This window comes from Streptomyces sp. NPDC043878, assembly GCF_056435735.1.
On the sequence record NZ_JBWKDW010000022.1, the window covers coordinates 13,030 to 37,731 of the forward strand.

Below are 24,702 nucleotides of genomic sequence, written 5' to 3' on the forward strand. Positions count from 1 at the left end.
CGTGGACGATGACGATGGTGTCGCCGGCCGGCTGGGCTCGTTTCTGGGCTCCGTAGGAGTAAAACCAGGGTGGCCAGGTGACGTTGCGGGGAAGAATGGCCGCCATGACGTACGAAGGCTCCTCCATCGACCCGGCCAAGCCCAGCATCGCCCGCGTCTACGACTACCTGCTCGGCGGCAAGGACAACTACGCCGTGGACCGTGAGATCGGCGACGTGTTCAAGCGCGACCTGCCCGGCTCGGTGGCCATCGCCTTCGCCAACCGCGCCGCCCTGACCCGGGCAGTCAGGGAGATCGCGAAGACCACCGGCATACGGCAGTTCATCGACCTGGGCAGTGGCCTGCCGACCGCGGACAACGTCCACCAGGTCGCGCAACGGCACGCTCCCGAATCCCGCGTCGTCTACGTCGACATCGACGACCAAGTGCTGGTCCACGGCCGCGCACTGCTGGAGAACAACGACCGCACCCGCGTCGTCGCGGTCGACGTGCGCAACCCCGAAGGCATCCGCACCCACCCCGACACCCTCGAAATCATCGACTTCACCCGGCCCGTCGCCGTCATCCTCAGCGCCATCCTCCACCACGTGAACGACGACGAGGACCCGGCCGGCATCGTCCGCTACTGGCGCGACAACGTCCCCTCCGGAAGCTACTTCTTCATCAGCCACTTCCGCTCCGGCAGCAACCCGGAGACCGCGGAGGCCGAGAAGGTCCTCCAGCAGACGTTCGGCCGCGGCCGCTGGCGCACGGACGCGGAAATCGCCTCCCTGCTGGACGGCCTGGAGATCCTCGACCCCGGCATCGTCCCCGCGCCCCTGTGGCGCCCCGACGAGAGGGACAACCCGTGGAGCAGCGGCGAAAGAAGAGAGCTCACGGTCTGGGAACACCTCATCGCCGCCGGACTGGCCCGGAAAGCGTAAACCTGATCTCCGGATGGCGATCGCCGGGCGGTTACGCCTCGGCCGTCACATCGCCGGGGATGGCCTTGCGCTGCCCAAACCGCATGTACTTGTCGATCTTCCCGGCGAGTTCCTGCGCGGACTCACAACAGTTGTCGATCACCACGAGCAGCAGCGGCGCCCCGTCCTCGGGCACGGTGAGCACCATGTCCGCCTGGGCGCCGCCCTTGCCGAGGTTGGACCACGTGCCCGTCGTGGGCAGCGCCACCTCGGTATGCGTAGGAGACGATGGTGCCCAGCCCGGCCGGGGCATCGACTGCCGTCTGGGCGGCGGCGAGGACGTCGGCCGGCTCGCCATCGAGCTCGGTCAGGTCCGGCTGTGTCGTGCGCGCTCGGGATGAACTGCCCCGGCGTGGATCTGCAGCAGCCGCAAGGACGAGGCACCCGAGGCCGACTTGCCTCCGAGTGCACTCCGGCCGCCACACTGATCGTCACCGAAATCCGTACCCGTGACAGAACGGCGGCAGCAGATGGCGACAACGAGCAACGCGGGACATCCCCTCCCGTACGACACCTACCGTGAGGCGATCGAGAGGGAGACCCGCCGGTTCGCCGACGCGGTACGCGGCGCCGACCCCACGGCTGCCGTGCCCTCCTGCCCCGACTGGACACTGGCCGAGCTCACCCGGCACGTAGGCTCGCTGCAACGCTGGTTCTGCACCCTGCTGTCCCGGCGCGTGCAGGAGCCTCCCCGCAACCGGGACGTCGAGTTGGGGCTGCCCGACGACCCGCGGGACTACCCCGACTGGGTGACGGCAGGGGTGCCCGACGTGGCGGCCGTGCTGCGGGACACCGACCCCGACGCGCCGATGTGGACATGGGGCGAGGACCGGCATGCGCGGTTCTGGGCGCGCCGGATGCTGTTCGAAACGCTGGTGCACCGGGTGGACGCGGAGCGTGCCGTCGGCCGGCAGCCGGACGTCGACCCGGTGTTGGCGGCGGACGGAGTAGACGAGTTCCTGGTGAACCTGCCATACGCGGGGCTTTTCGCGCCTGGAGTGACGAAGCTGCGCGGCGACGGCGAGACGATCGCTTTTCGGTGCACGGATGCGGCCGGCGAGGAATGGCGGGTACGGCTGGAGCCGTCGGGCTTCCGGCTGCTGTCCGGCAGGGTCGCCGAGTCCGTGCCGGACACGGCGGCGGTGCGGGGGCAGGCGGCGGATCTTCTGCTGCTGCTCTACGGCCGACGGTCCTACCAGGAGACGGTCTTCGACGTCTCGGGAGACGCCACGGTCCTCGACCGCTGGATCGACCACACGGCCTTCTGATCCCAACGGCCTGCCGGAGCGCCGTACATCCGCCCTGTGCGGTCACCGCACAGCGGGGCCCATCCGGCCGGCGACGGGGGCGGCACCGGCGACACGCAGACGGCGATTTGCTTATCGTCGCAGTTGACTGGCTGCAACAGTCGCGTTCCCTGCCTGCTCGGGTGTCGAGTGAGTCCTCGTGATCGCCGAAGTCATCAAGGATGCCCAGGCCGACGAACTGCCCGGCAAGCGCGGGCGACGACCAGTCTGAGCGTCGGGCTTGCGGCGGGCGTCCTGAAGCGGGGCAGTCGCCGCAGACGTCGGGGTCCCGCCTGCGGGCAGGCGGGACCCCGACGTCGCTCGAAGGTTGCACGGGCACCTTCGAGTCCCGGACGGCAGTACATGCTTTCGATGCCGTAGTGCGAACGGAACGCAGTCCACCGCTCGTTCTCCACCCTCACTCTCGACAGGCCCAGCACCCGGGCGACCGGTGGCCCGCCCGAAGTACACGGGCGAACCTGGTGTGAGGGCTTCGGGAAAGGCGGGCGCCACTCGTGCGGTAGCCCGTGTACGCGTACCGCCACACGAGTAAGGTGACACCTCATTTCAACTCCCCTTCCCTGCGCTGGAAGTGACGGGATCTCATGGGTTTGGTGGTGCAGGACCGCACGTTCCTGGAAGCCCTTGACTCCGAAGCACGGAAGGATCTGCTCCGCATCGGCGCCGAGCGGACCTTCCGGCCGGACGAGCACCTGTTGCTGGAGCAGGACGACAGCACCCATGTGCTGGTGCTGCTGGAAGGGTGGGCGGTCGTGTCGACGGCCACCGACCGCTCGTCGGCCCGGCTGATCCTCGCCCTTCGGCGGCGGGGTGAACTCGTGGGCGAGATGGCAGCTCTGGGCAACGCCACCCGGAGCGCCACCGTCACGGCCCTGGGGCCGGTACGAGCCCTGGTGGTCTCCGGTGTCCGGTTCCGCGCCTTCGCCGCGCGCGACCCGCGGGTCGGGGCGTTGCTCATGGCTCAACTCGTGGCCCGGCTCGCTTCCGCCGACGAGGAGCGCCGGGCGCTCGCCTCGCTGACGGTGATGCAGCGCGTCGCCGCCAGGCTTCTGGAGCTGGGCGAGCTGCAGGGCGGCCCGGGCAGCGGACAGGCGGATACGCCCGCTGGGCCGGGGCAGCCGCGGACGAACCGTGGACCGGTGCCTGGCGCACGGGTGCGGGAGCCGGACGGAGGAGCGCGGAACGCAGGAACACCGGAGGCGGGCGTGAGAGGGCGGGCGCCGAACGGGGCGGCGCCGGCTCAGGGGCACGCGGCCGCCGACGGCGCCGGTGCTCACCGCGCGCGGGCGCCGGAAATCCGGACGGGTCCGGACGGACCGCGCGCCGTTTCCGGGCCGGGTACCCCGAATCGTGGCCCGGCAGGGGTCCAGCCCTCGGGCGACGAGCTCCCCGTGCTCGCGGAACTGGCCCAGCACGACCTCGCGGATGCCGTGGGCGCCACCCGTGAGGCGGTGGCCAAGTCGCTGCGGCTGCTGCGCAGTGCAGGAGTCGTACGGACTCGGCCCCGGCGGATCGAGCTGATCGACCGCGACGCGCTGCGGCTGCTGGCGGCCGGAGGGAACATCGGGTTCCCGGCCCACTGATCCTGGCCCTGTTCCTGTTGGTGTTAGCGGTCCCGACGGTCCCGCTCCGTCCCTCCTCACCTCGGTACGGCGTCGCGCCGCCACGCCACCCGCCGACTGCCTGCTGTCGGCGCACTCCGCTCCGGGGCCTCTTCGCTCCGGGGCCTCTCGCTCCGCGCCGTCGTCTCGTGGGTCCGCCGTTTTCCGATTCGTATGCCGGTGGGTACCTCCTGCCCTCTCCCCCTCGACGGAGCGCCTGTCAAGAGCCCCCACAGGTTGTGTTGGTGTGCGGAGCGAAGTGCGGCCCCGCTACGCACGGCGCGCATTTCGCGCCCGCGCTCCATGTGCTGCGACCGGATGTGTAAACGACCACATCCAGTGGCAGCGGGAGCCGACATGCTGACGTGCAGTCACTGAACGACAGGGGAGGACCGGATGACCGGCGGTGCCGTCTACAAGACCTTGATGAGCGTGGATGCCCGAGGATCCGGGACGTACCTCAACGGCGCGAAGCGGCGGATGCGCGCGCAGATCTACGACCTTGCCCACTCCTCCTTCGCCGCTTCGGGGGTCGCCCGGGGCATGCTCCACCTCGAGGACCGGGGGGACGGCTTCATCGCCGCGGTGGACTCGCGTATCCCGCCGGTGCAGATCCTCGGCACCTGGCTCGCCGAGATGCACCAGCGGCATCGGGTCCAGAACGAGGACCTGGCGCGTCGGCTCGGACTGCGTGTCGGACTGCACGTGGGTCCGGTGGAACACGACGACGAGGGGTTGTCGGGCGAGGCCATGGACCTGGTCTGCCGCCTGGCGGACTCGTCGACGGCGCGCACGGTGCTGGAGCACTCGGGCCGGGATCTGGTCTGTGTGGTCTCCGACTCGCTCCACCACGACGTGGTCCGGCACGGCGGGCGCTTCGTGGAGCCCTCCTCCTACCGCCGGGCACAGGTCACCCTCAAGGAGGGGCGGACCACCGCCTGGTTCCACGTGCCGGGGGAGCCGAGACCCGCGCTGCCGGGGGACGAGGGTTTCGGCATGCTTCCCGCCGACGAGCCCACGGGAGGACACGGGGGCGGCGCGTCCGCGGGAGCCGAGGCGGAAGGCCGGAGACCGCGGACGGGCCCGGGGGACACCGCCCCGCCCGCGGCCGGCCGGCCTTCCGCCGACGGGCGCCGCCGGACCGGTGGTCCGGACGACTGGCCGGTCGACGCGGAGGCCGGCGCCCGCTGGGACATCCAGGTGCACGGGGGCACCAGCGTCGTCCAGGACCGTGCCGTGTTCCACGGACCGGTCGGCTTCGGTGGCGCCAACCCGCCCGGAACCGGCGACCACGACACCGAGGAGACCCGTTGAACGGCGACGACGGAGGCGGGGGGCCCGTCGCGCTCGGGGGCACGTCCCCTGCCCAGGACCGGCCGCGGCACCGGGGGGACCACCCGGCCGGCGCCCACGGCGGCGCCGAGCGGGGCACGTCCGGCCGGAACGGGCGGGGGGCGGGCCAGGAGTACGGCGGGGGCGCCGACCGCGGTCCCGCCGGGCACGACGACACCCCGGAGCGCGATCGTGATCCGGGACGGGACCAGGGCATGGAGGGCGACGCGCACCGGGAGGATCCGGAGGCGCACACCAGTCGCGAAGGCGCCGAACAGGAGCGCGCCGAGTGGCAGGCGCGGCAGGAGGAGCGGTTCCGCGAGGCGATGCGGGATCCGCTGGCCGAGGAGGGCGTGCCCGGGGAGGCGCGTGCCGCGACCCGCGCCCAGCGCGCCGCGCAGGCGCGCTTCGACGTCCGCGGCAACAGCAGTGTCTTCGACCGGAGCCGCTTCGCCCACGCGCACTTCGGTGACGTCTACGTCGGAGCGCGGGACGGGGCGGTTCCGGTCTTCGGGGACGTGCCCGAGGACGAACTGGACCGGCTGCGGCAGGTCTACCGGCCCCCGGCCGGCTATCCCGCGCTCAAGAAGGTGCTGCAGGGGCGTCGTGTGGTGGTGCTGGGCGGTCCGCCCGGCACCGGGCGGCTGACGACCGGGCTGTGCCTGCTCGACGAGCTCACCGCCGCCGCCCGCACCACCGCGTCCGGCCCAGGGAAGCTCTCGGGGGCACCGGCGCGGGAGGCGGAGCAGACCGACGGCGGCACCGGGACCGGAAACCCGGCCGGGGTCACGTCCCAGGGGCGCGTCACCCGGCTCGCCCCGTCGGACCTCGGACTGATGTCGGACGACCCCGACGCGGTGGCCGGCGGCGTCCCGGACGGAGGTGGCTTCATCGTCCAGCTGCCCGACCTCCCCGGGGACTGGAGCGCGCCGCAGGAACTGCATCTGGACGCCCTCGCGGCGCGGCTGGCCGTGAAGAACGCGTACGCGGTGCTCGTCGTCTCCCCCTCCTCGCCCGCGGGGTACCTGCTGACGGGACGTTACGGCCGGACCTGTCCGCCGGCTCCCGCCGGGGAACTGCTCGCCTGGCAGTTGATGCGGCATCTCTGCGACGAACCCGGTCCGGACGCCGTCACCCGCGGCGAACAGATCCTCGCGCATCCTCTTTTCCTGGCCTCGCTGGGCATACGGCCGGAGGCCCTGCGCCCGTCCGAGGCGGAGTCGCTCGCACTCTGGGTGGCGCGACACGTACGCGGCGAGATGCGCCGCGAGGAACTACTGGACGCCTGCGCCGAGATCGCGCGGCAACAGGCGCGTGAGTGGTTCACCGGGACGGCCGACCCGTTGCCCCCGGCCGGCGGTCCGGCCGCCGACCGCGGCCGCGTGGCGGCGGCCGACCGGACGGACGACGGCCAGGGCCGGGTACGGGAAGCCGCGTTCCGGATCGCGCTCGCGGTACTGGACGGAGAGGCGTTCAGCGCGGTCGCGGACGCCGCCGAACTGCTCGCGCAGCAGATCCTCACCGCGCGCGCTCCCGACCGGACGCACGGACGGCCGGTGTTCGCCGAGAACCTCGAGGGTCTGCTCGCCGCCTGCCGGGCCGAACTGTGCGACGGCGAGGAGGAGTCCGTGGGCGGCGTGCCGGTGCCCGTGCGCACGGTGGCGTACCGGGGCGAGGCGCTGGCCGCCTCGGTACTGGCCGAGGTCTGGCACCGGCACCATGCCGCACGCGGCCCCGTGGTCCGCTGGCTGCGCGCACTGGCGGGCGACACCCGCCCGCAGGTGTGGGTCCGCGCCGCCGTGGTGGCCGGCGAACTGGCCACCGCCGATCTGGGGTACGGGTTCACGGAACTGATCCGGCCGCTTGCCGTCGCGGGTGATCCCCGACGCCGCTTCTTCGCCGCGACCGCTCTGGGTCAGGCGGCCGGCCGGGAACCGTACCGCTCCGCGGTGTGCGCCGTGGTCACGGACTGGGCGGACGCGCCGGTGGCGGCGCTGCGGTGGACCGCGGCGCTGACGCTCGGGTTCGGCCGCGTCGTGGACGACACCCGCGGCGCCCTGGACCTGCTGTGCGCCATCGGCAGCCGCGACGAGGGCGCCCAGGCGCTCGTCGCCTCCTACGCCGCGGCCCGCCTCGCCACCGGCAGCCGGGCCGGCGAGGCGGTCTCCTTGCTGCGGGAGTGGTCCGACGACGCCTCCGGCGAGCGGCTGCGCCTGGCGATGCTCTGCGCCGTACGCCTGTTCTGTGCGCGCACCGACGACATGTGGCAGCCGGAGGAGGCGGACGAGTCGGCCACCGGTTCACCGGCGGCACCTTCGTCGCCGGCCGAGGCGGCGTCCGCCGCCCGGACCGGGGCGACCGGCGGTAGCCGGGTCCCCCACCGTCTGCCCGGGATGCAGCGTGGCCCCGGTCCGCGCGCCGAGGCCGGCCGCGCCCGGTCCGTGGCCCGTCCGCCGGTGCCGCGGGCGCTCACCTCCCTGACCGACGCGGAGTTGGCCCGCCGTACCCACTGGCCCCTCGCGCTCGCGCTCGCCGTGGTGGTGGAGGGCGCGGCCGAACCGCTCGCCGACCTGCTGTGGCGGGCTCTGGACAGCCATCTGTCGGCCGAGGCCGCGACCGACGGCCTGGCCATATGGCTGCGGGCCGCCGAGGCGGACGCGGCACTCCCGGGGCACGGACCGCGGACGTACGTCTTCGAGTCGGACCCCGGAGAAGCGGAGGCGGGGCGGGCTGCGGCACCCGCGACGAACAGCGGGGCGGCGACGCCCCCGGGCGAGATCCTCCAGGCGCTGCTCTGGCTGCTGCCCCGGATGATCCGCGACCGCCGCGACGCCGTGCGGCTGCGCTGGCTGCTGACGACCATGGCCGAGGCACCCGACGAACCGATGACCGACGTCTTCGAGCGCCGTGTACTGGCCTCGATGGCAACGATGAGCGGCGGCCCCAGGGGCCGGGGGGAGGAACAGAGGTGACGGTGGGTCCGGAGGAAGAACTGATCATCCCGGAGCACGTCGAGGGGCCGTTCCTGCGCGAACGGATCCTGCGGGAGAGGGGGTTCCGGCACGCGGGCGTCCAGGTGGCCTCGGTGCTCTTCTACCAGGACGGGGGCTGCAGCGTGATCACCGCGCAGGGCGCGGACCACACGGACCGGCGTGGCAGATGGGCCCGGCCGACCAGTGTGTGCGAGATCGCCCGAGGCCGCCATGTGACGGCGTTCGACGTCGAGCTGCCCGCTCTGGGCGCCGCCACCTTCTTCGAGACGAGGGTGAAGCTGCGCTGGGAGGTGACCGACTTCCGCCTGGTCGCGGAGAAGCGACTGTCCAGCGTGGAGCAGGATCTGGGCCCGGAGATCGTCGACCGGCTGCGGGACGTCTCCGCTCGGTACGCCGTGCATCACGCACAGGAGGCCAACCGGGCCGTACGGTCCGAGGTCGCGGCCGGGAAGTGGGCCGACCTCGGCCGGGAAGTGGGCCTGCGCACCCGGGTGTTCGTCGAGGTCGGTACCGATCGCGCGCACATCGACTTCGTCGCCGGGGCGCGGTCGGACGACGCCGAGGCGCAGCGCGTCGCGATCCGTTTCCAGGGCTTCGCCGCGATCGCCCAGGGCTCCGACGCCGAGAAGTACGCCTACCTCATGGCGTCCGGTGACAGCGAGGACGTCTCGGAGCTGGTCAAGATGATGATCGAGACCCAGGCGGAGGAGCAGCGCGAGAACCGGGAGTTCCTGGTCCGAATGGCGCGTGAGGGACGCGTCAACACCCCGGAACTCGACGCCTACATCCGCCGCATGGCGCTGCCCGACCAGCGGTACGGCTACCCGGCCCACGAGGAGTTCACCACCCGCGCCACTCTGCCGCCCGCCCCCGGCACCCGGGCCCGGCCGAGCGGCACCGGGCAGGTGCCCGCGCTGGAACCGGCCTGGCCCGACCGGTCGCCGCAAGCCCCCGGACCCGACGTGTCCGTACCCGACGGACGCTCCGCACCGCCCGGCGCCGCCACGGACGAGGACCGCACGGGCACGCCGTACGCGTCGGACGCGGGATACCGGCCCGGCGGGGAGCGGCCGGCTGGCGCTGCCCGGGACCCGCGTCCGGGACAGCGGCCGGCGGCCGACGTCCGGACCTCGCGTCCCGCGCCCCGGCCGGACGAGGACGACTGGTGGGGCGAGCCGGAGGAGGTGACCGTGTATCAGGTGGAGCGGGAACCGGCGCCCGTCCGGGCCGGTTCCGGCGCACCGCACCGGTCCGGGCCGCCGGAGGACGAGGACGACGACTTCTGGTCGGAGGGACCCGGGGACAGTGCGTGGAGTTCGGGCTCGCACCGGCCCGGACGGGGTTCTGCGGGCGGCGGCAGCCGGTGACCGGCACGGGCGGCGTTCCCGTCACGGGGATCGCCGTCGGTACGCAGGCGCGCTTCGTGGCCGAGCGTCTGCTCGCCGCCGTCCGTGAGGACATGGGGCGTGCGGATGTCAAGGCATCGGTGCTGCTCTCCGTCGCGCTGGGGGTGCCGGCCCTGTTGACCGGCTTCGGGCAACGGCTGCCCGCCCGTCCCTCGGCCCTGTGCCTGGTGCTGGTGGGAGCAGGCGCCCTGATGTGGCTGATGGGCTCTGTTTCACTCATTCGGGCGATGCTGCCGCACAGCGGAACTGAGCGGGTGGGGCCCGGCATCACCTTCTTCGCCGATGTCGTCGCGGTGCACGAGGCGTCAGGGGCGCAAGGGGTGGCCGACGCGGTGACCAGAGCGTGTGAGGACGTCACGGCCTGGCTGCTGACCCAGGCCGTCGACACCAGCCACATCCTCGCCCGGAAGTACCGGTGCATCCGCTGGGGGGTCGGCTGGCTGCTTCCGGGGACTCTGTCGGCCGCGGCCGGGCTGCTGCTCGGCTGAACCGGCCGCATCACCCGGGGACGGACAGGGACGACCGCCATCAGGGGCGGCGATCCGTCCGCGGGCACAACGGACGTGCGTACGGGCCACCACACGGTCAGCGCGCCCGACATACACCTGTATGACGTGACAGTGAAGGGGAGCACGTGGACACACACATCACCGCACCGGTTCGCGGGGGGCCGGTTCGCGCACCACGCGGGAGAAGCGGTTACGCGGCTCGCGCCGCGCGCCGCGCCGCGGCTGTCCTGGCCGTCCTCCTGCTCGCCCAGCCCGCCCCGCCCTCCTCCGCCGCCCCGGCCGGATCCGTCACCGCGCCGGCCGCCTCGGATCCGGTGGAACTGGCCGTCGCGGTCGACGAGTCCGGCAGCCTGCGGCCGTCCGACGTCGAACGGGAAAGGGACGCGGCCGGCCGGATCGCGGTCGGCGAGATATCCGCGGCCTCCCGGCTCACCGTCCTCGGCTTCGCGAGCGCGGACAACGACGAGCAGAGCCCGGTGGACGAGGTGTGCCCGACGACCGAACTCGACGCGGTGGCCCGGGAGAAGACGGGCGAGTGCATCGCCGGTCTGGCCCGGCGCGACGAGGGCACCGGCACCGGCACCGACTTCCCCGCCGTCATCGGGCAGGCGGTCACCCGGCTCGGCGAGAACGGCACGGGCAGGCCCCGCATCCTCTTCCTGCTCACCGACGGCCGACTCGACGTGGCCGACAGCCCGGCCTACGGCGCGGATCGCGAAAGCCGCCGGGAGAACGGTGAACGCGAGCTGCGGAAGGCCCTGGCCGAAGCCGCCCGCGCCAAGGTCCAGATCTGGCCGCTCGGCTTCGGCGAGGGCATCGACGAGCGGGCCCTGAGCGCCATGGCGGCCGGCGGCTACCAGGGGGGATGCGCCGACCTTCCCGCGGCCCGTCCGCGCGCCGCGGTCGTACCCGACTCCAGGACGCTGGGCAACGCCCTGCAACGTGCCTTCGCCGGCGCCCGCTGCCTGGTCACCGACCCGCCCGTGGAGGACACGCCGCCCGCCGACATCTCCCTGCGGCTGTCCCCGCTGGCCACCCTCGCCTCCATCGTCGTCTCCAAGGGCGACCCCGAGGTGAAGGCCGCCTACTACGACCCGCGCGGCAGGAAGGTCGAGCCCGGCACCCGTGCCGACGGCTCCACCTTCGAACTGTCCGGGGCGGGCGGTGAGGTCGAATCCCTGCGGATCACCGACCCGCGGCCGGGCGAGTGGCAGGTGCGTCTGGACGCCCCGCAGGGGCACCGGGACCGGCTCGCCAGCGTCGCGGTGCAGTGGCGCGGCACCGTCCGCTCCTCGATCGTGATGACGCCCGCCTCTCCCAGGCCCGGCGAGCGGGTCCGGATCGAGCTGGGTCTGCAGACCCGTGACGGCGAGGGCGTCAGCGACCCGAGAGACCTGAGCAGACTGCGGGTCTCGGGCAGGCTGACCGGCGACGGCTTCCGGCCGCGGGACCTCGTCCTCGGCGACCGGGGCGACCAGGGCGACAGCAAGGCGGGCGACGGCCGGTTCACGGGTACCGTGCGGATCCCGAAGGGCGCCGACGGTCCGCTCAAGGCGGTCGGCGTGCTCGGGGCGATCGGACTCACCGCGGACCACCGCCCGTTCCTCACCGGCACCGCCCCCGTCAATCCGGACGTCCGGGCCGAACTGCGCATCGGCGACGCCGAGGCGCACCCCGGGGACAGCGTGCCCTTCGTCCTGATGGCGTCCAACGACTCCACGGAGCCACGCACCCTGCGCCTGTATCCGCGGGACACCGAACCGGGAGCGGTCACGCTGTCCCCGGCGGAGGTCACCCTGGCCCCCGGCACGTCCCTGAACCGCGGCGGGCGGCTCACGATCGGCCACGGGCAGCGTCCGCACCGGCTCACCGCAAGAGTGGAGGTGACGGACCGGGACGAGCGTGGCCGGCCGCTCGACGCGAAGCTGGTCACCATCCGCGTCACCGCCGTGCCTGCCTGGTGGCAGCGGGTCTGGGAGGACTGGTGGTGGGCACTGATGGCCGCCGCCGTCGCGGTTCTCGGTCTGGCCGGGTACGCGGTGTGGCGCCGGCGGCAGCGCGCCACCGACATCGATCCGGGCGGCCTGCGGCTCCGGCTCACGGTGCCCGGCGGTACGGACGGACGGACGGCGAGCGAGATCACGGTGCCCCACGGCCGCGGTCCCTGGTACCGGTTCGACGTACTGGACGAGTACGGCGCGGCCCCACGGCTGGCTCCGCGCCCCGGCGGCGAGTACGCCCTCCAGCGCGATCCGGCGGCCGGTGCCCGGCTGCGCACGCCCGGCGGAGCGGAGCAGGTGCTGCGGCTCGGCCAGGACATCCCGCTCGACGGCGAGGCACGCCTGCGGGTGGAGCACGACACCGGGGCCGGAGCGCGTCGCGGCCCCCGCACACCGGCCGTTTCGCGGTGGCTCGCCGACCTGCTGCCGCGTCGTCGCAGGCCCCCGGCTGGGCCCGGCGGAAACGACCGGGACGAGAAGGAGCCCACGCCCCACGACCCGTATCCGAGGTCCTTCTACGACGACGACCTGAGCGACGCCCTCTGAGCGCCGGGGCCGGACCGCGCACCGTACCGGTCCGGCCCCGGCACCCAGCACACGACCCACGGCAGGTCCACCGAGCGGACCTGGGAGCCACGGAACGTCCGGAGTGCGCGAGCACCCGACAGGGGGAAACCAAACGATGAAGATCTTCCAGCCGATGCTGTTCGTCGGCCTCGGTGGCACCGGCGGCCTGATCGGCGCCGAACTGGAGCGCCGGCTGCGCGCCGAACTCTGCGGGCCCGACGGCACCGCCCTCACCGGCAGCGGCGGTCGCCTGCCCTACGAACTGCCCGGCTGTCTGCAGTTCGTCTACGCCGACTACAGCGAGGCCGAACTGGCCCGGCTGCCGCACCTGAGCGCCGACAGCGCACTGCAGCAGGCGTACGCCCGCACCTCGCGCGCCACCCACGACCTGCTGCCCGCCGACTTCGACAGCTCGCCCGAGGTGACGCGGATGCTGCGCGCCCTGCTGCGCGAGGAGGTGGCCGACTGGCTGCCGCCGCACACCGGAGAGCCCAAGATCAACCCCTTGCGCAACGGGGCGGGCCAGTTGCCCACGGTGGGCCGCGCGGCGCTGTTCGCCACCCTGGCCGACGGGCCCGCCCCGGTCACGACGCCACTGCATCGCGCCATCGACGCGATCGCCGGCTCCGGCGGGGAACTGCAGGAGGTGGGCGGCGGCTCGATCAACGGCTGCGACGTCTTCGTGGCGTTCTCGGTCGCCGGGGGCACCGGCGCGGGCATCTTCCTCGACTATCTGCACCTGATCGGGCAGGCGTTCAAGGACAAGAGGTTCAGGGGCGCACGGATCTACCCCCTCGTGGTCATGCCCTCGGCCTTCCCCGAGGCCAAGGGCGGTGGCCGGGAGGCCGAGCTGAACGCCGCCCGCGCCGTGGTCGACCTCGCCCGCCTGGTGGACGAGCAGAACGCGCCCGACGCCGGCACGGAACTGGGCGACATCGACCTGCAGGGGTCCCTCCGCATCCGCTACCCGCAGATCCACCCGGTGTCGCTGCGGCCCGGCACCGTGCCCACGGCCTTCCTGTTCAGCCCGACGGCGGGCATCCGCCCCGACGACCTGCGCCGGTCCATCGTCTCCCTGGTCCTGTCCCTGGTCGGCACCGATCTGGACCTGGGCGACGCCAAGGGCGGGGGCCGCGACGACGACTACCAGACCTTCGCCAGCAACTTCGTCAACGGCGACATCAGCCGCCGTACGCGTTCTGCCACCGGCATCGGTCGACAGGGCATCTCCACCAGCCTGGTCGCCTCGATGACGGCGCCGCTGGACGAGCTGGCGGAACTGGTCGCCGCGAAGATGCTCGCCCGGGCCGTCGGGCGGCTGACCGACACCGGCGTTCCGGTCCCGCACGAGACGGCGCCCCTGGTGCGCGAGATGTTCACCGCCGCCGGACTGGGCGAACTGTGGCGGCGCGAGCCCCTGGAGGTCGTCGAACCCGACCCGCCGCCGCGCGGCAGCGGTGACATCGAGAGCGCCCTGCGTGACCGCGTCGAGCAGATGCGGCGGCTGCTGGCGGACCTCGAACGCCAGGTGGCTCACCGCATGCCCATGCTGGTGGAGGGTTTCGCGCCGCGCGGCGCTGCCGAACAACTGCTGCACAAGACCGACCTGTTCACTCTCGGCCGGGTGGTCGCCGGGATCCCCGGCGACAGTGACCCGGTGGCGAAGCTCGGCTTCCTCGGCATGCTCGACAAGCGCCGGCAGGACCCCGACCGTCCCCGGGGAGTGGATGTTCAGCCGCCGTCGGTCCCGCGGATCAGAGGTCGTGCGGTAGGCCTGCGGCCGCGCTGGGCCGACGACGAGGTCGCGGCGGTCGTCGCCGCCCAGAACCGCTGGTACAAGTGGCGGGCCCGCACTGTCTGGCACCGCGCGTGGAGCGAGCAGGAGGCGCGCTGGCGACAGGCCGCCGGCCTGCTGCAGAACGACGTCCACGCCGTCGGCGAGGCATTCCGCAAGCACGTGAACGACCAGCCGCGCGCCTACGCCGCCCAGGTCAAGGAGTTGTACGACGACCGCACCGGCGTCTCCTACCTGCTGCCGCCGCAGGGCAATCTGGGCCGCTTCTACCAGGCGCTGATGGAACGTCTGGTCGAGAGCGACCAGCTCGGTCCCAACGGTGACGAGGCGGCTCTCCTGCTCAAGCTGGTCGACGCGGATCTGCGCAGGGCCGCCTTCGTCGCGGGCAGGCACGCGCCCGACGCCGCGGTGGCCGAGGTCAAGGCCGCTCTCAAGCACCGCGTCCAGCGTCTGTTCGCCGAACGCCCCGACGGGCAGCGCTCCCGTGCCCTGCTGCCGAGGATGAGCACCCTGCTGTCCGCCGCGGCGGGTGACGGCGAGGCGGCCGACCAGGTCAGCAACCGGGCCCTCGAACAGTTCCGCTACAAGCTTGCCGGCCTCCTGCCGGCCGCGTTCACCCCGGAGGGCAACGGCCGGCTCAAGGTACTGATCACCTATCCGGGCACGCGCCGGATGGCCGTCGACAACTATCTGGAGAAGGAGTTGCGGCTGCCCGCCGACAGCCGCCGCACCATCGAGTTCCGGGCCGTGGACACCGACTCCATCACCGTGGTGCTCTTCCGCAGCGAGATGAGCCTCACCGAGGTGCCCGAGGCTCGCAAGGTGCTGCGCCAGTGGGCCAGGGCCCAGGAGACCCGCCGCGACGAGGACGTGCTGCGCTGGCGGCAGCGGCTCGGTTACCGCGACGACTGGCTGGCCAGCACCGCCGATGACCGCACGCACATCCTGAACCGGCTGCTGTGCGCCCTGTGGAACGGCCAGATCGACTACCAGGGCGACCCCGCGTCACCGCTGCGGCTGCGGATCCGGCTGCACGACGACCGGAGCCCGGACGCCCCCGGTATCCAGTTGCGCCTCGACGAGTACCAGGACGAGATCTCCAGCTGGGAAGGGCTGCTGCGGGCGTACGAACGCTGGGCGCTGCTGGCGGAGGAGAACATCGTGCAGAGTTACTGCCAGGTGGTGATGAACACGCTGCCGCACGGGCTCGGGACCTCCGGCAGCGAGCCCTCGGAGCTGTACCTCAAGCTCGTCCACGAGGTGGCGCCCCGTCAGTTGGCGCTGCTGGAGGACCGGGAGCGCCGCTACGGCGCCCGGGTGGCCGACTGGACGCGCAGGTTGCGCGAGTTCTGGGCCGAGACCCTGCCCGGAGCGCTCGACCTGCCCTTCCCCGAGGGTGAGCACGCGGCCCATCCCACCCTGCGCGAGCTGGAGGAGTGGGTTGGCGAGGGCCGCGCCGCCCGCGGACCGTCCTTCGGCGGTGGGGCGTACGGCAGCCGGGACGAGTGGGACCACCGTCAGTCCTGGGAGCAGCGGGAGCGGGCGGAGCACACCTCCCGACGGGCGCCGACAGGACCGGGAAGCGGGGCCTGGGACCGGGCGGCGTCCGGCCCCGGGCAGCAGGGGGGCGCGCCGCGTCCGGTTCCGTACGGCGTCCCCGGTCCGGAGGCGCCGGCCCACCACGGCAGGCCCGTCAGCGACAGCCGGCCGGGCGACGTCCCCCGGGCCCGCCCCGCCTCCTCCCCCGACTCCGCCGGCGCCTTCGCGCCTCCCGCCGCCGGAAGCGACCGGGCCGCCCGTCCCGGCTCCGTCCCGCACCTGGGTCCACGGCAGGACGCGGCGGGCCGGCCGGTGGCCGCGCCGGGCGGTGGCGACCCGGGCGAGCCGTGGCCGTCCGCCCCGCCGAACAACACGCGACCGGATCCGTGGCCGGACCCGGCGGGAACCGGCCCCGGCCACCGGGCGGCGCCCCTCGCGGGGCATCGTGTCGGAAAGGCGGAAGCCACCGGTTTCGACGGGGCCACGGACCCGTGGCGACCGGATCGGGACGACGTCACGCCCGCGGCCCCTCCCGCGGGCCGGTCGGCCACGGTGCCGGCCCCGGCCGCGACCCCCGCCGGACGCCCCGTCACGGGACAGGCCACCGCCCGCACCTCCGCGTACCCGGCCTACCCCCGTGAGGCCGAGTCGGATTCGGGATGGCCGGGCGCCGGATCTCCGACGCCGTGGGGCATCGCCGGCACGGACGGCGAGGCCGACTGGCCCGACGAGGAGACCGCGCCGCATGTCGGCGACGGACGAGAGAACCGGGAGAACCACACGTGAGCCTGACAGGAGCTCCGGTGGTCGTGCTCGACTTCCGTGACGGCCGGGACGTACCGGTGGACGGGGCCGCGCTACGTCGGCACATCGGCGAGCGCCTGCCCGACAGCGGTCGCGTCGATGTCGGAAACCTGCGCTTCCTGGTGGTGGACGAGCCGGACGGGCTGACGGCACATGCCGAAGCGTACGAGCTGGTCACGGCCACTCCGACCCTCGGCGCGGTCCGCCTGCTCTGCCTCGTGGTGGGCGGCCTGCCCCACCCGCGCAACCGGACCGCCTCGCCTCCGGACGCCGGGCCGCCGGCGGACGGCGCGGGCCGCCGACTGCGGCTGGCGTCGGTGCTGCAGTCCTCCGGCACCGGGGTGCTGTGGGCCGCCGACCCCCGCGCGGGGCACGACCCCCGGACGGCTGATCCGGCCGGGGAGACGGAGGCGGCGCTGGCCGCGCTGACCGAGCTGCTGCGCGTACCCGAGGTCTTCGACGAGGTGCTGACCGAGCTGCGCGACGCTCCCGTCTCGGTCGCCGTCCTCTCCCTGCGGGTCCTGGAGCACGATCTTTCGGCCGCCGTGCGGGACAACGCGTGGGGCACCGCGCTGAGCCGCTTCGCCGGTGGCGACGCGCCGGTGACCGCTCCACCTGCCGCGCAGGACCTGCCCTCGGGCCTCGCCGAACTGCTCGGACCCGGTCCCGAACAGTTCGCGGCGTCCTTGCTGCGCCCCGGCGGCCGCTGTGAGACCGCCCGCCGGACCTGCGTCCGCGCGATGGACGAACTCGACGAAGCGCGCACCGAGCTGGGTTCGGCCTCGGCGCTCCTGACGGGACGCCGGACGGCCGAGCAGGTGCCCCGGACCATCGAGCGGGCGGTCGACGCCCTGCGCCGCTACCGGGAGGGCTTGGCCGGTGTGCTGCGCGACAGCGGCTCGCCCGGCATCCCGACCGGTGACGCTTTCGCGCGCCTCGCCGACGCGGGTGTCGAACTCCCCGCGCAGGACGGCCGGTTCCGCGCCGACGGCGCGGACGAGGGGCTCAAGCGCTGTACGACCCGACTGCTCACCTCCGGCCTGCCGTTGCGTGCCGTCGCGGCCCGGCTGTCCACGCTGGCGGAACGGGTGGCCCCGGTGCCCGCCGCCGCTCGGCTGCACGACCTCGAACGCGCCTGCCCCGAGGAATCACTGCGGCGGGTGTCCGCCGGGCTGCCCCTGTATTTCGCCCGGGCCGGTGCGGGTGACCTGACGCTCAGCGCCGTCCTGGCCTTCCTGTCCGCGCTGTGGCCGTGGCCCGGGACGCTGCTCGTGCTGGCGACCGCGGCCGTGTTCTTCGTCGGTGGCGCACGCGCGGCCGCCACCCGTCCGGGCCGTGCGGTCGGTGGCCGGGCACACCGGGCCGACGCCGCCCGCGCCGCCGCCCTGCTGCTCGGTGCGGCCGCGGCGGTGGGGCTGGGACGGCTCGTCTCGGTGCCGCGCGAAGTGGGGCTCGCGGGCGTGCTGCTCGGTGTCGTCGGCTCCGGCCTGTGCGTCGCCGCGTGGTGGCGCCGAGGCATGGCCGACTGGTGGGACGCGACCGGTACCGCGGACCTCCGCGCACGTCTGGCGAGCCTCGACGCCGTCCTGGCCGACGCGCTGCGCCGACAGTGGTGGGCGTCGGACGAACGCACCCGTTGCGCCGACGGCGCCCGGACGCTGGCAGCCGTGCTCCGCGGTGCGGCGGCCGAGGCGGAGGCGGGGCATCCCGCCACCGGTGGACCCCGGACCAGCGGTGGTGACCCGGCCGGGCAGGACGGCTGGTCGAACCCCGACTGGGAAGACTCCCCGGGAGACGGCTCGCCGTGGACGGACGCCTCCTGGGACGGCGGCGCCGAGGGCCGCCGACGGTGGAACGGTGCGCCACCGACCGACCCGTCGTGGGAGGACGCCGACTGGCCCGACGAGGCGTCCGCCGACGAGTGGACGACCGCCGGGGGTCCGCCCGGGCCGCGCCCGCAGGGCACAGCGCCGGCCGGCCGCGCCGGAGGCTCGTTCGGCTCCTCCCCCGGGCACGCACCGCACGTCCGCGACCAGCGGGCCGACCCGCCGTGGCTTGAGCGCGGTGCCGGCGACGGCGGACCGGACCTGGTCCCCACCCTCGTCGCCGATCTGGCCGACGCCACGGTGGACGCGCTGCACCGCTACGCCGGCACGTCCGGACAGGCGACTGACGGGGCCGGACCCGGATCCGGCGGGGCAGGCGCGGCCCCCACGACGCTGGAGGCCGCCGTGAGCGAGGCCCTCGCCGCCGCGCGGGCACACCTGCGGGACAACGGCGTGGTGCCCGCCCCGTCGTTCGCCCGGCGGGACCGGTTGCGCGGCGACCCGATGGCGCTGCTGGGCATCGGGGCGCAGCGGGTCCGCGAGGCGCTGAACACGGGGACCGAGCGGGGCCGGCCCCTGCTGCTCTGTCCCCCGGCCCAGCTCTCGCTGCTCAGCCGGGACCCGGCGGAAGCCCGGTCCATCACATTCGCCCCGCAGGCCGTCCGGTCCGTCGTCGAGACCCGGCAGGGCGCTCTGGCCGGCGAGATCACGTCGGGTCCCATGGTCTGGACGGCCTCCGGCCGCTTCGCGGGCACCCTGCGGCTCATCCCGCTGCGCACCGGCGTGGTGGAGAGCGTGCGCGTCCGCACCTGGGCCGACGAGACGACGTACCCCGGCCGGGACCACGGGACCGCTCCGGGCTCCGGCCAGGAACGGGCGCAGCGGTGACCCGTACCCGAACGAGCACGAAGGACCGCGCCCCGGGCGCCCGGACAACCAAGGCAGTGGGGAACTCATGGTGAACGACCACCGGCCCGTACCGCACCACCAGGACCGGGTCGGCGTACCGGCGGACCCGCCCGCCGGGCCCCGGCCCCAGCCGCCGTCGCGCGGCGGACGACTCGGGGAGCGAGGGGAGCGCGGAGACTCCGGGCGCCGCGCGGAGCCCGGTCGGCGTGGCGCCGGGTTCGACGACTCCGGGGCCTCCACGCATCAGGACGCCGTCGTGGAGTTCGGCTTCGTCTCTCCGCAGGGCGAATCGCACCGGGTCCGGGCCCGCTTCGGGCCGGACCGCCCCCGGCTGGTCCGGCCGCCGGCCATGGCCCGGCCGGTCCGCTTCGAGGACGGCTGGCAGGGGTTCCAGGTGCGGCTGCCGGCGGAATCCGCCGCGGACCGGGCCGCGTACACCTCGCTGGAGGCGGAGATCACCGCCGCTCTCGCGCTGCACCGCGCCTACGCGGGCACCCGCTTCGGCGGCCTCTTCCCCACGCCGGTCGGCCACGACATGAACACGCCCGCACCGTTCATCCTCTATGCCGTCCCCAGGGGCCGTCCCCTGTCGGGGCCGACGGAGCGGGCCTCGCTCGCCGACCAGCGCGTCGTCGAGCGGGATCTGGTGCTGGCGGTGCGGCTGATGGAGGAGGTCGGCCTCGTGCACCGGGGCATCGTGCCCGGTGCCGTACGCCGGGACGACCACGGCGTCCAGGTCTGGGACCTGGGGTCGGTCGTGCGCACCGGCCGACCCCGTGTCCCCTACGGCATCCCCCCGTTCGCCTCGCCCGAGCAGCGGGCCGGCGTCGGGGCGACCGACCCCCGGGACGCCCTGTGGAGCGTCGCCCAGGTGATGCACCAGCTCGTCACCGGCCGGCCCGGAAGCCCCGACGGCCCACCGCCCGACCTCGCCGCCCACCGGTCGATCGCCGACACCCTGGGCCCGCTCTTCGCCCGCCGCGCGGATGACCGGCCGACGCCCGACGCCCTGCTGCGCTCCCTGGTGCCCGAGGTCGCCGCCGAGGTGGCCGGGGTGCTGCTCCCCGACCCGCTGGAACAGTTCCGCCGCGAGTTCGACGCCACCAGACGGCGCAAACACGCCACGCTCGCCCCGAGTCCCCTCCTTCACGGGCCCCGGCCCCCGGACGAGGACCGGCCCGGCGACGGCCGTGGCTACGCCACCGGGCCCGGGTCACCGCCGTACCCCGACGCCCCACCGGCGGACTTCACCGGCTACGAGTACCAGCCCCGACCCGATCGCAGCAGGCTGCGCACCTGGATCAGCGGAGGACGCACCTCCGGCACCACGGGCCCCGACCGGGGCCGACCCGAAGGAGACAGCAGCCGATGACCGTACCCGTGACGGGCGTCGCCGCCCAGGACACCCTCTGCCCCTACTGCCTGGAGGTCGTCTCCTACGACGAGCGGCAGCTGTACGTCCGCAACGACAAGCAGAAGTACGAACAGCTCCTCGTCGACCGGCAGTCCAGCCCGCTGCGCCTCGCCGACACGCTCCGCTCCGCCTATCAGCGGTGCAGCAACGCCGATGACGTACAGGCGCACTACATCCCCGTGCCCTACCTCACCCATGGCAGCCCACTGACCGTCGCGATGGTCGGGGACTCCGCGACCGGCAAGACGCATCTGCTGACCCAGATGATCGCCGGGATCACCGACGGCGGACTGGATCGCTACGGCGTGACCTGGCAGTCCGTCAATCCGCAGGATCACAAGACGTTCATGGACGAACGTGTCGACGTGCTCCGTTCCGGGATGATGCTGGAGCACACCCCGTCCCGGTCGTTCGCCGCGTTCGTCGACGCCCTGCTGCTGACCGGTCCGGACGGGGTCACCCGCCCCGTTGCCTTCTTCGACCTCAGCGGTGAGGACCTGCGCCGCACGGACGGTGTACTGCGCTTCATGGTGGGCGTCGACGCGCTGATCTTCGTGGTCGACCCGCTGCGGGCCCTGCCCACGCCCCACCTGGACCCGTTGCGCGGCCAGCTCGGCTTCACCCGGGGAGGCGACCCGGCGTTCCAGACGGTGCTGGACCGGCTGCCGCGTACCGGCAGCCCCTACCTGGGCGTCGCCGCGGCCATGGTGATCAACAAGAGTGATCTGCTGCGCTTCGAACCCCCCGTGGACCGATGGCTCGGCGAGCCGCCGCCCGGCCGGCTGTCCGCCGCGCGGTTCCAGGAGGAGAGCCGGGACGCCTACGCGTACCTGCGGGCCCACTCCGGGCCGGCCTGGGTCAGGCCCTTCGACAGCGTGCTGCGCTGCACCCTGCACTTCGCCTCGGCCACGGGCAGCCACGACCACCAGGGCACCTTCCCGCACGGCATCCGGCCGCTACGGGTGCTGGAACCGCTGGTGTCGGTGCTCGCCATGTGCGGTCTGCTCGGCAGCGAGGCCGGGGACGGACCGGCAACGGTGGGGATGTGACGGCGGCCATGGAGTCCCACGCCCACGGCGAGGAGCCGCGTGCACGTTCCGGAGAACCGGCGGCGGTGTACGACACCGCGCGGCGGGCCGGCCCGGACGGGTTCCACCAGGTCGCCCACGTCGACCAGGTGGTGTTCCGGTGGGCCGGCAACCGCGGGTCCCGTGGTGCGGGCATCGCGGCGGTCGCCCACTCCTGCCCGGAGCCCGAGGCCCGCGACCTCGCCGAGGAACTGGGCCCCGTGCTCCGGGTGATGCGCGGGAGCGAGCAGCGGCCCAGCATCGTCCGGCATCGCCACGGCGATCGGGTGCTGCTGCTGCGCCGCGCCCCCGGCTTCGACGACCAGGGCCGCGACACCACCGTCTGCCACGCCCTGATCGGACCCCCCAGGCTGCTGAGCCCGTTGTACTGCCTGAGCCTGGGGTCCGTGTCCTGGGCCGAGGACGGCTGGGCCGAGCGGGTCACCGGGGAGATCGGCCCGATGTCCCGGGAGCGGCTGCGAGAGTTGGCCGGCTTGATGAAGGACCGGCTGGAGGAGAGTGTGCGGCTGGTCGAGCACCCGCTGCGCTGCCTGGTGGCGCAGTTCCTGCGCACGCCCGGGGGGCGGGTTTCGGCGCTGGCCGGCGAACTCGACAGCGCGTTCGCTCACGCGGGCGTGCGGATCGGTACGGAGCCGGGGCGGCTCCGGGCCGGGCACCTGCCGGACCCGGCGTTCCTGGCGATGTGGGGGCTGTGCCGGGTCTTCGGTTCCTGGGCGACCGGTCGGTACGGTTGGACGTTCGCCACCTTCGACACCGTGGACGACCATCCGCACCGGGTCGTGTTCGTCCCCTCCTGGCGCGGTTCGGCGGAGGAGGATCACCGGTTGCAGCGGATCGATCTGCTGAACCCCGGCACGGACGAGGCGGCCCAGATCGCGGGCAAGCTGGTGGACCACTACCTGGGCTGGACCCCGGCCTCGGGCGCGTACCAGCCCCCGCTGAAGCGGGTGCCGGAGGCGATGTCGGCAGCCCCCTTCCACCAGCGGATTCCCCTGATCGTGAGCCGGCTCTGGCCATTGAGGGCCCACCAGTTCACGTCCTCGGCCACCGTGTCGCCACCGCCGGAGCCCCCGTACGCCTCCCCCACGCCGGAGCCGGCCGGGCCCGGCCTGTCCCGGAACGCCGACGCGTCGACGGCTCCCGGGGCGGGACCGGACGGACGGACGGACCAGGACGGCGGCCCGCGCGCTGTTCCGGGCACCGGGCCGGTAGCGCCGCGGAGCAGCGACACACGGTCGTCCGCGCAGTCCGACCCGTCGTACGGCGGCTCACCGGGCCACGGGACTTCCGGCGGCCATCCGTCAGCCGACCGCGCTCGCGCCGGTGACGTCCCGGCACCACCGCCTGCCGGGCTCCAGCCGTATGCCGAGCCGCAGCAGTACGGCGGCTCTCGGCAGTCCACCGGGTCCGCGCACACCGAGCTCCCGGCGTACGCGGCACCGCACGCAGCGCCCGGGTACGACGAAGGGCCGGACCCGGCCGACGCGCCGGAAACAGGTGAGGGGCGGGGTGCGCCGACGGGCGTCATCCCCACGGCGGGCTCGGCGTACCGGCAACAGAGCCTGGCCTCGTCCTCGAACCCGTCCCCCGCCCCGGAGCGGCGGCCGGGCCCCGAGGGGCGAGGGAGCGGTACCTACTGCGAGCACCCCCGGCCGGCCGAGCGGTCGACGCTGCCCGGCGGGGCCTCGTTCACCGGGACGCGACCGGTCCCGCCGGCCCCGTACCCGCCTGAGCCCACCGTCGACGCACACCACCACCCGCCTGAGGCGGCGCGGGCCCCCTACCCACCACCGCCCACCGCGCCACCGGCTCCCGCGCCGCAGTGTCCCCCGTCCGTAGGCCCGTCAGGACCACGGCCACCGGTGGATGGCCAGGGCTGCGCGCCCGCCGACCGGCTGACGGCGGCGCGTCTGCCCATGCTGGAGGCGGACGCCCTGCCGTCGTTCCTGGACCAGCACACCCCGCGCCGGGCGTCGGTGCCGAGAAGACGGACCCTGTCCCGCAAGGAGCGCCGCGAGCGCGCGTCGGAGGCGGAGATCCGGAGCCTGGTCGAGGACCTGACCCGCGCGGCGAACCCGGCGGGCCACGCCGACGACCTGCGCCGCGCGGTCGAGGACCGCCTGGACCACGCCCACCACGAGGACTTGCTGCTCCTGCTGGGACACCGCATGCCGTACGGCGCGCAGAACATCGTCCTGGAGCGGCTCCCAGGGGCCGCGCGCTCGGACGACGCGGCCCACGACCTGCTGCGCCGGCTGCTCGCGGTCGACTTCGAGGTCGCTCCCGCTCCAGAGGAACAACTGCTCGGTGACCTGCACGCGCAGCGCGCCGCCCGCACGGTCCGCTGGTTCTTCCACTGGCTGGTCGAACCGCGCGCCGAGACCCACTCCGACGCCATCGCCCACTACCTGCGCACCATCGCGTCCGACGAGAGGGACGCGGCCCGTCGGATTCTCGAAGAGCTTCTGGTCGACGCGGCCACCGACCGGATCCCCGAACTGCCCAACACGGCATGGCTGGCGCTCGTACGGGCCCTGTACGAGAAACGCGGCACACCCCGCAGCACACCGGGCTACTGAGGAGGCGCACGCTCCCACCGAGGTACGGGCGGTAGGAACGATGACGTCGATGCCACGGCGCGCCCCCGGAC

14 protein-coding genes are annotated in these 24,702 nt (G+C 74.0%); 13 read left to right on the top strand and 1 reads right to left on the bottom strand.

What is annotated here, in order from left to right:
• The first annotated feature begins 95 nt into the window (after positions 1 to 95).
• The gene (locus AC07AZ_RS27420) at positions 96 to 923 is read left to right on the top strand and encodes an SAM-dependent methyltransferase (protein ID WP_478852259.1); all 828 of its coding nucleotides are present in this window, start codon (positions 96 to 98) and stop codon (positions 921 to 923) included.
• Positions 924 to 954: 31 nt separating this feature from the next.
• Here the strand turns inward: AC07AZ_RS27420 and AC07AZ_RS27425 are convergent, their stop codons facing one another.
• A complete protein-coding gene (locus AC07AZ_RS27425; RefSeq protein WP_478852261.1) occupies positions 955 to 1,170 on the bottom strand; it encodes a hypothetical protein in 216 nt (71 codons plus the stop codon).
• A 262-nt stretch (positions 1,171 to 1,432) separates the two neighbouring features.
• Here AC07AZ_RS27425 and AC07AZ_RS27430 point away from each other — a divergent pair, with 262 nt between their 5' ends.
• The 12 genes from AC07AZ_RS27430 to AC07AZ_RS27485 all read left to right on the top strand — a co-directional run bounded on the left by AC07AZ_RS27430 (position 1,433) and on the right by AC07AZ_RS27485 (position 24,631).
• Positions 1,433 to 2,230 (top strand): maleylpyruvate isomerase family mycothiol-dependent enzyme, encoded by a 798-nt coding sequence (locus AC07AZ_RS27430; RefSeq protein ID WP_478852263.1) that lies wholly within the window; start codon positions 1,433 to 1,435, stop codon positions 2,228 to 2,230.
• A gap of 623 nt (positions 2,231 to 2,853) precedes the next feature.
• Complete coding sequence (locus AC07AZ_RS27435; protein WP_478852265.1) at positions 2,854 to 3,852, top strand: Crp/Fnr family transcriptional regulator; 999 nt, start codon at positions 2,854 to 2,856, stop codon at positions 3,850 to 3,852.
• A 414-nt stretch (positions 3,853 to 4,266) separates the two neighbouring features.
• On the top strand, positions 4,267 to 5,184 hold the full coding sequence (locus AC07AZ_RS27440; protein ID WP_478852267.1) for a hypothetical protein: 918 nt from the start codon (positions 4,267 to 4,269) through the stop codon (positions 5,182 to 5,184).
• Positions 5,181 to 8,174: a hypothetical protein gene (locus tag AC07AZ_RS27445; RefSeq protein WP_478852269.1), complete on the top strand. Its 2,994-nt coding sequence runs from the start codon at positions 5,181 to 5,183 to the stop codon at positions 8,172 to 8,174. The genes AC07AZ_RS27440 and AC07AZ_RS27445 overlap by 4 nt, the downstream gene beginning before the upstream one ends.
• Positions 8,171 to 9,562 carry a hypothetical protein gene (locus AC07AZ_RS27450; RefSeq protein ID WP_478852271.1) on the top strand — a complete coding sequence of 464 codons (1,392 nt, stop codon included), beginning with the start codon at positions 8,171 to 8,173 and terminating at the stop codon, positions 9,560 to 9,562. Before AC07AZ_RS27445 ends, AC07AZ_RS27450 begins: the two co-directional genes overlap by 4 nt.
• Complete coding sequence (locus AC07AZ_RS27455) at positions 9,559 to 10,089, top strand: Pycsar system effector family protein (protein WP_478852273.1); 531 nt, start codon at positions 9,559 to 9,561, stop codon at positions 10,087 to 10,089. Before AC07AZ_RS27450 ends, AC07AZ_RS27455 begins: the two co-directional genes overlap by 4 nt.
• 146 nt (positions 10,090 to 10,235) lie before the next feature.
• Positions 10,236 to 12,656 carry a VWA domain-containing protein gene (locus AC07AZ_RS27460; protein ID WP_478852275.1) on the top strand — a complete coding sequence of 807 codons (2,421 nt, stop codon included), beginning with the start codon at positions 10,236 to 10,238 and terminating at the stop codon, positions 12,654 to 12,656.
• A 136-nt stretch (positions 12,657 to 12,792) separates the two neighbouring features.
• Positions 12,793 to 16,797 carry a tubulin-like doman-containing protein gene (locus AC07AZ_RS27465; RefSeq protein ID WP_478852277.1) on the top strand — a complete coding sequence of 1,335 codons (4,005 nt, stop codon included), beginning with the start codon at positions 12,793 to 12,795 and terminating at the stop codon, positions 16,795 to 16,797.
• Positions 16,794 to 19,529, top strand: a complete 2,736-nt coding sequence (locus tag AC07AZ_RS27470; RefSeq protein WP_478852279.1) for a hypothetical protein — start codon at positions 16,794 to 16,796, stop codon at positions 19,527 to 19,529. Before AC07AZ_RS27465 ends, AC07AZ_RS27470 begins: the two co-directional genes overlap by 4 nt.
• Before the next feature lie 67 nt (positions 19,530 to 19,596).
• Positions 19,597 to 20,922, top strand: coding sequence for a protein kinase family protein (locus tag AC07AZ_RS27475; protein WP_478852281.1), 1,326 nt, complete (start codon positions 19,597 to 19,599; stop codon positions 20,920 to 20,922).
• Positions 20,919 to 22,013: a hypothetical protein gene (locus AC07AZ_RS27480; RefSeq protein ID WP_478852283.1), complete on the top strand. Its 1,095-nt coding sequence runs from the start codon at positions 20,919 to 20,921 to the stop codon at positions 22,011 to 22,013. The genes AC07AZ_RS27475 and AC07AZ_RS27480 overlap by 4 nt, the downstream gene beginning before the upstream one ends.
• An 8-nt stretch (positions 22,014 to 22,021) precedes the next feature.
• On the top strand, positions 22,022 to 24,631 hold the full coding sequence (locus AC07AZ_RS27485; protein ID WP_478852285.1) for a hypothetical protein: 2,610 nt from the start codon (positions 22,022 to 22,024) through the stop codon (positions 24,629 to 24,631).
• The last annotated feature ends 71 nt before the right edge of the window (positions 24,632 to 24,702 follow it).

Bases quoted from the DNA above. Each gene is read 5' to 3' on its own strand.
- AC07AZ_RS27465 (WP_478852277.1), top strand. From the start codon at position 12,793: ATGAAGATCTTCCAGCCGATGCTGTTCGTCGGCCTCGGTGGCACCGGC.
- AC07AZ_RS27485 (WP_478852285.1), top strand. From the start codon at position 22,022: ATGGAGTCCCACGCCCACGGCGAGGAGCCGCGTGCACGTTCCGGAGAA.
- AC07AZ_RS27440 (WP_478852267.1), top strand. From the start codon at position 4,267: ATGACCGGCGGTGCCGTCTACAAGACCTTGATGAGCGTGGATGCCCGA.
- AC07AZ_RS27475 (WP_478852281.1), top strand. From the start codon at position 19,597: ATGGTGAACGACCACCGGCCCGTACCGCACCACCAGGACCGGGTCGGC.
- AC07AZ_RS27420 (WP_478852259.1), top strand. From the start codon at position 96: ATGGCCGCCATGACGTACGAAGGCTCCTCCATCGACCCGGCCAAGCCC.
- AC07AZ_RS27430 (WP_478852263.1), top strand. From the start codon at position 1,433: ATGGCGACAACGAGCAACGCGGGACATCCCCTCCCGTACGACACCTAC.
- AC07AZ_RS27480 (WP_478852283.1), top strand. From the start codon at position 20,919: ATGACCGTACCCGTGACGGGCGTCGCCGCCCAGGACACCCTCTGCCCC.
- AC07AZ_RS27435 (WP_478852265.1), top strand. From the start codon at position 2,854: ATGGGTTTGGTGGTGCAGGACCGCACGTTCCTGGAAGCCCTTGACTCC.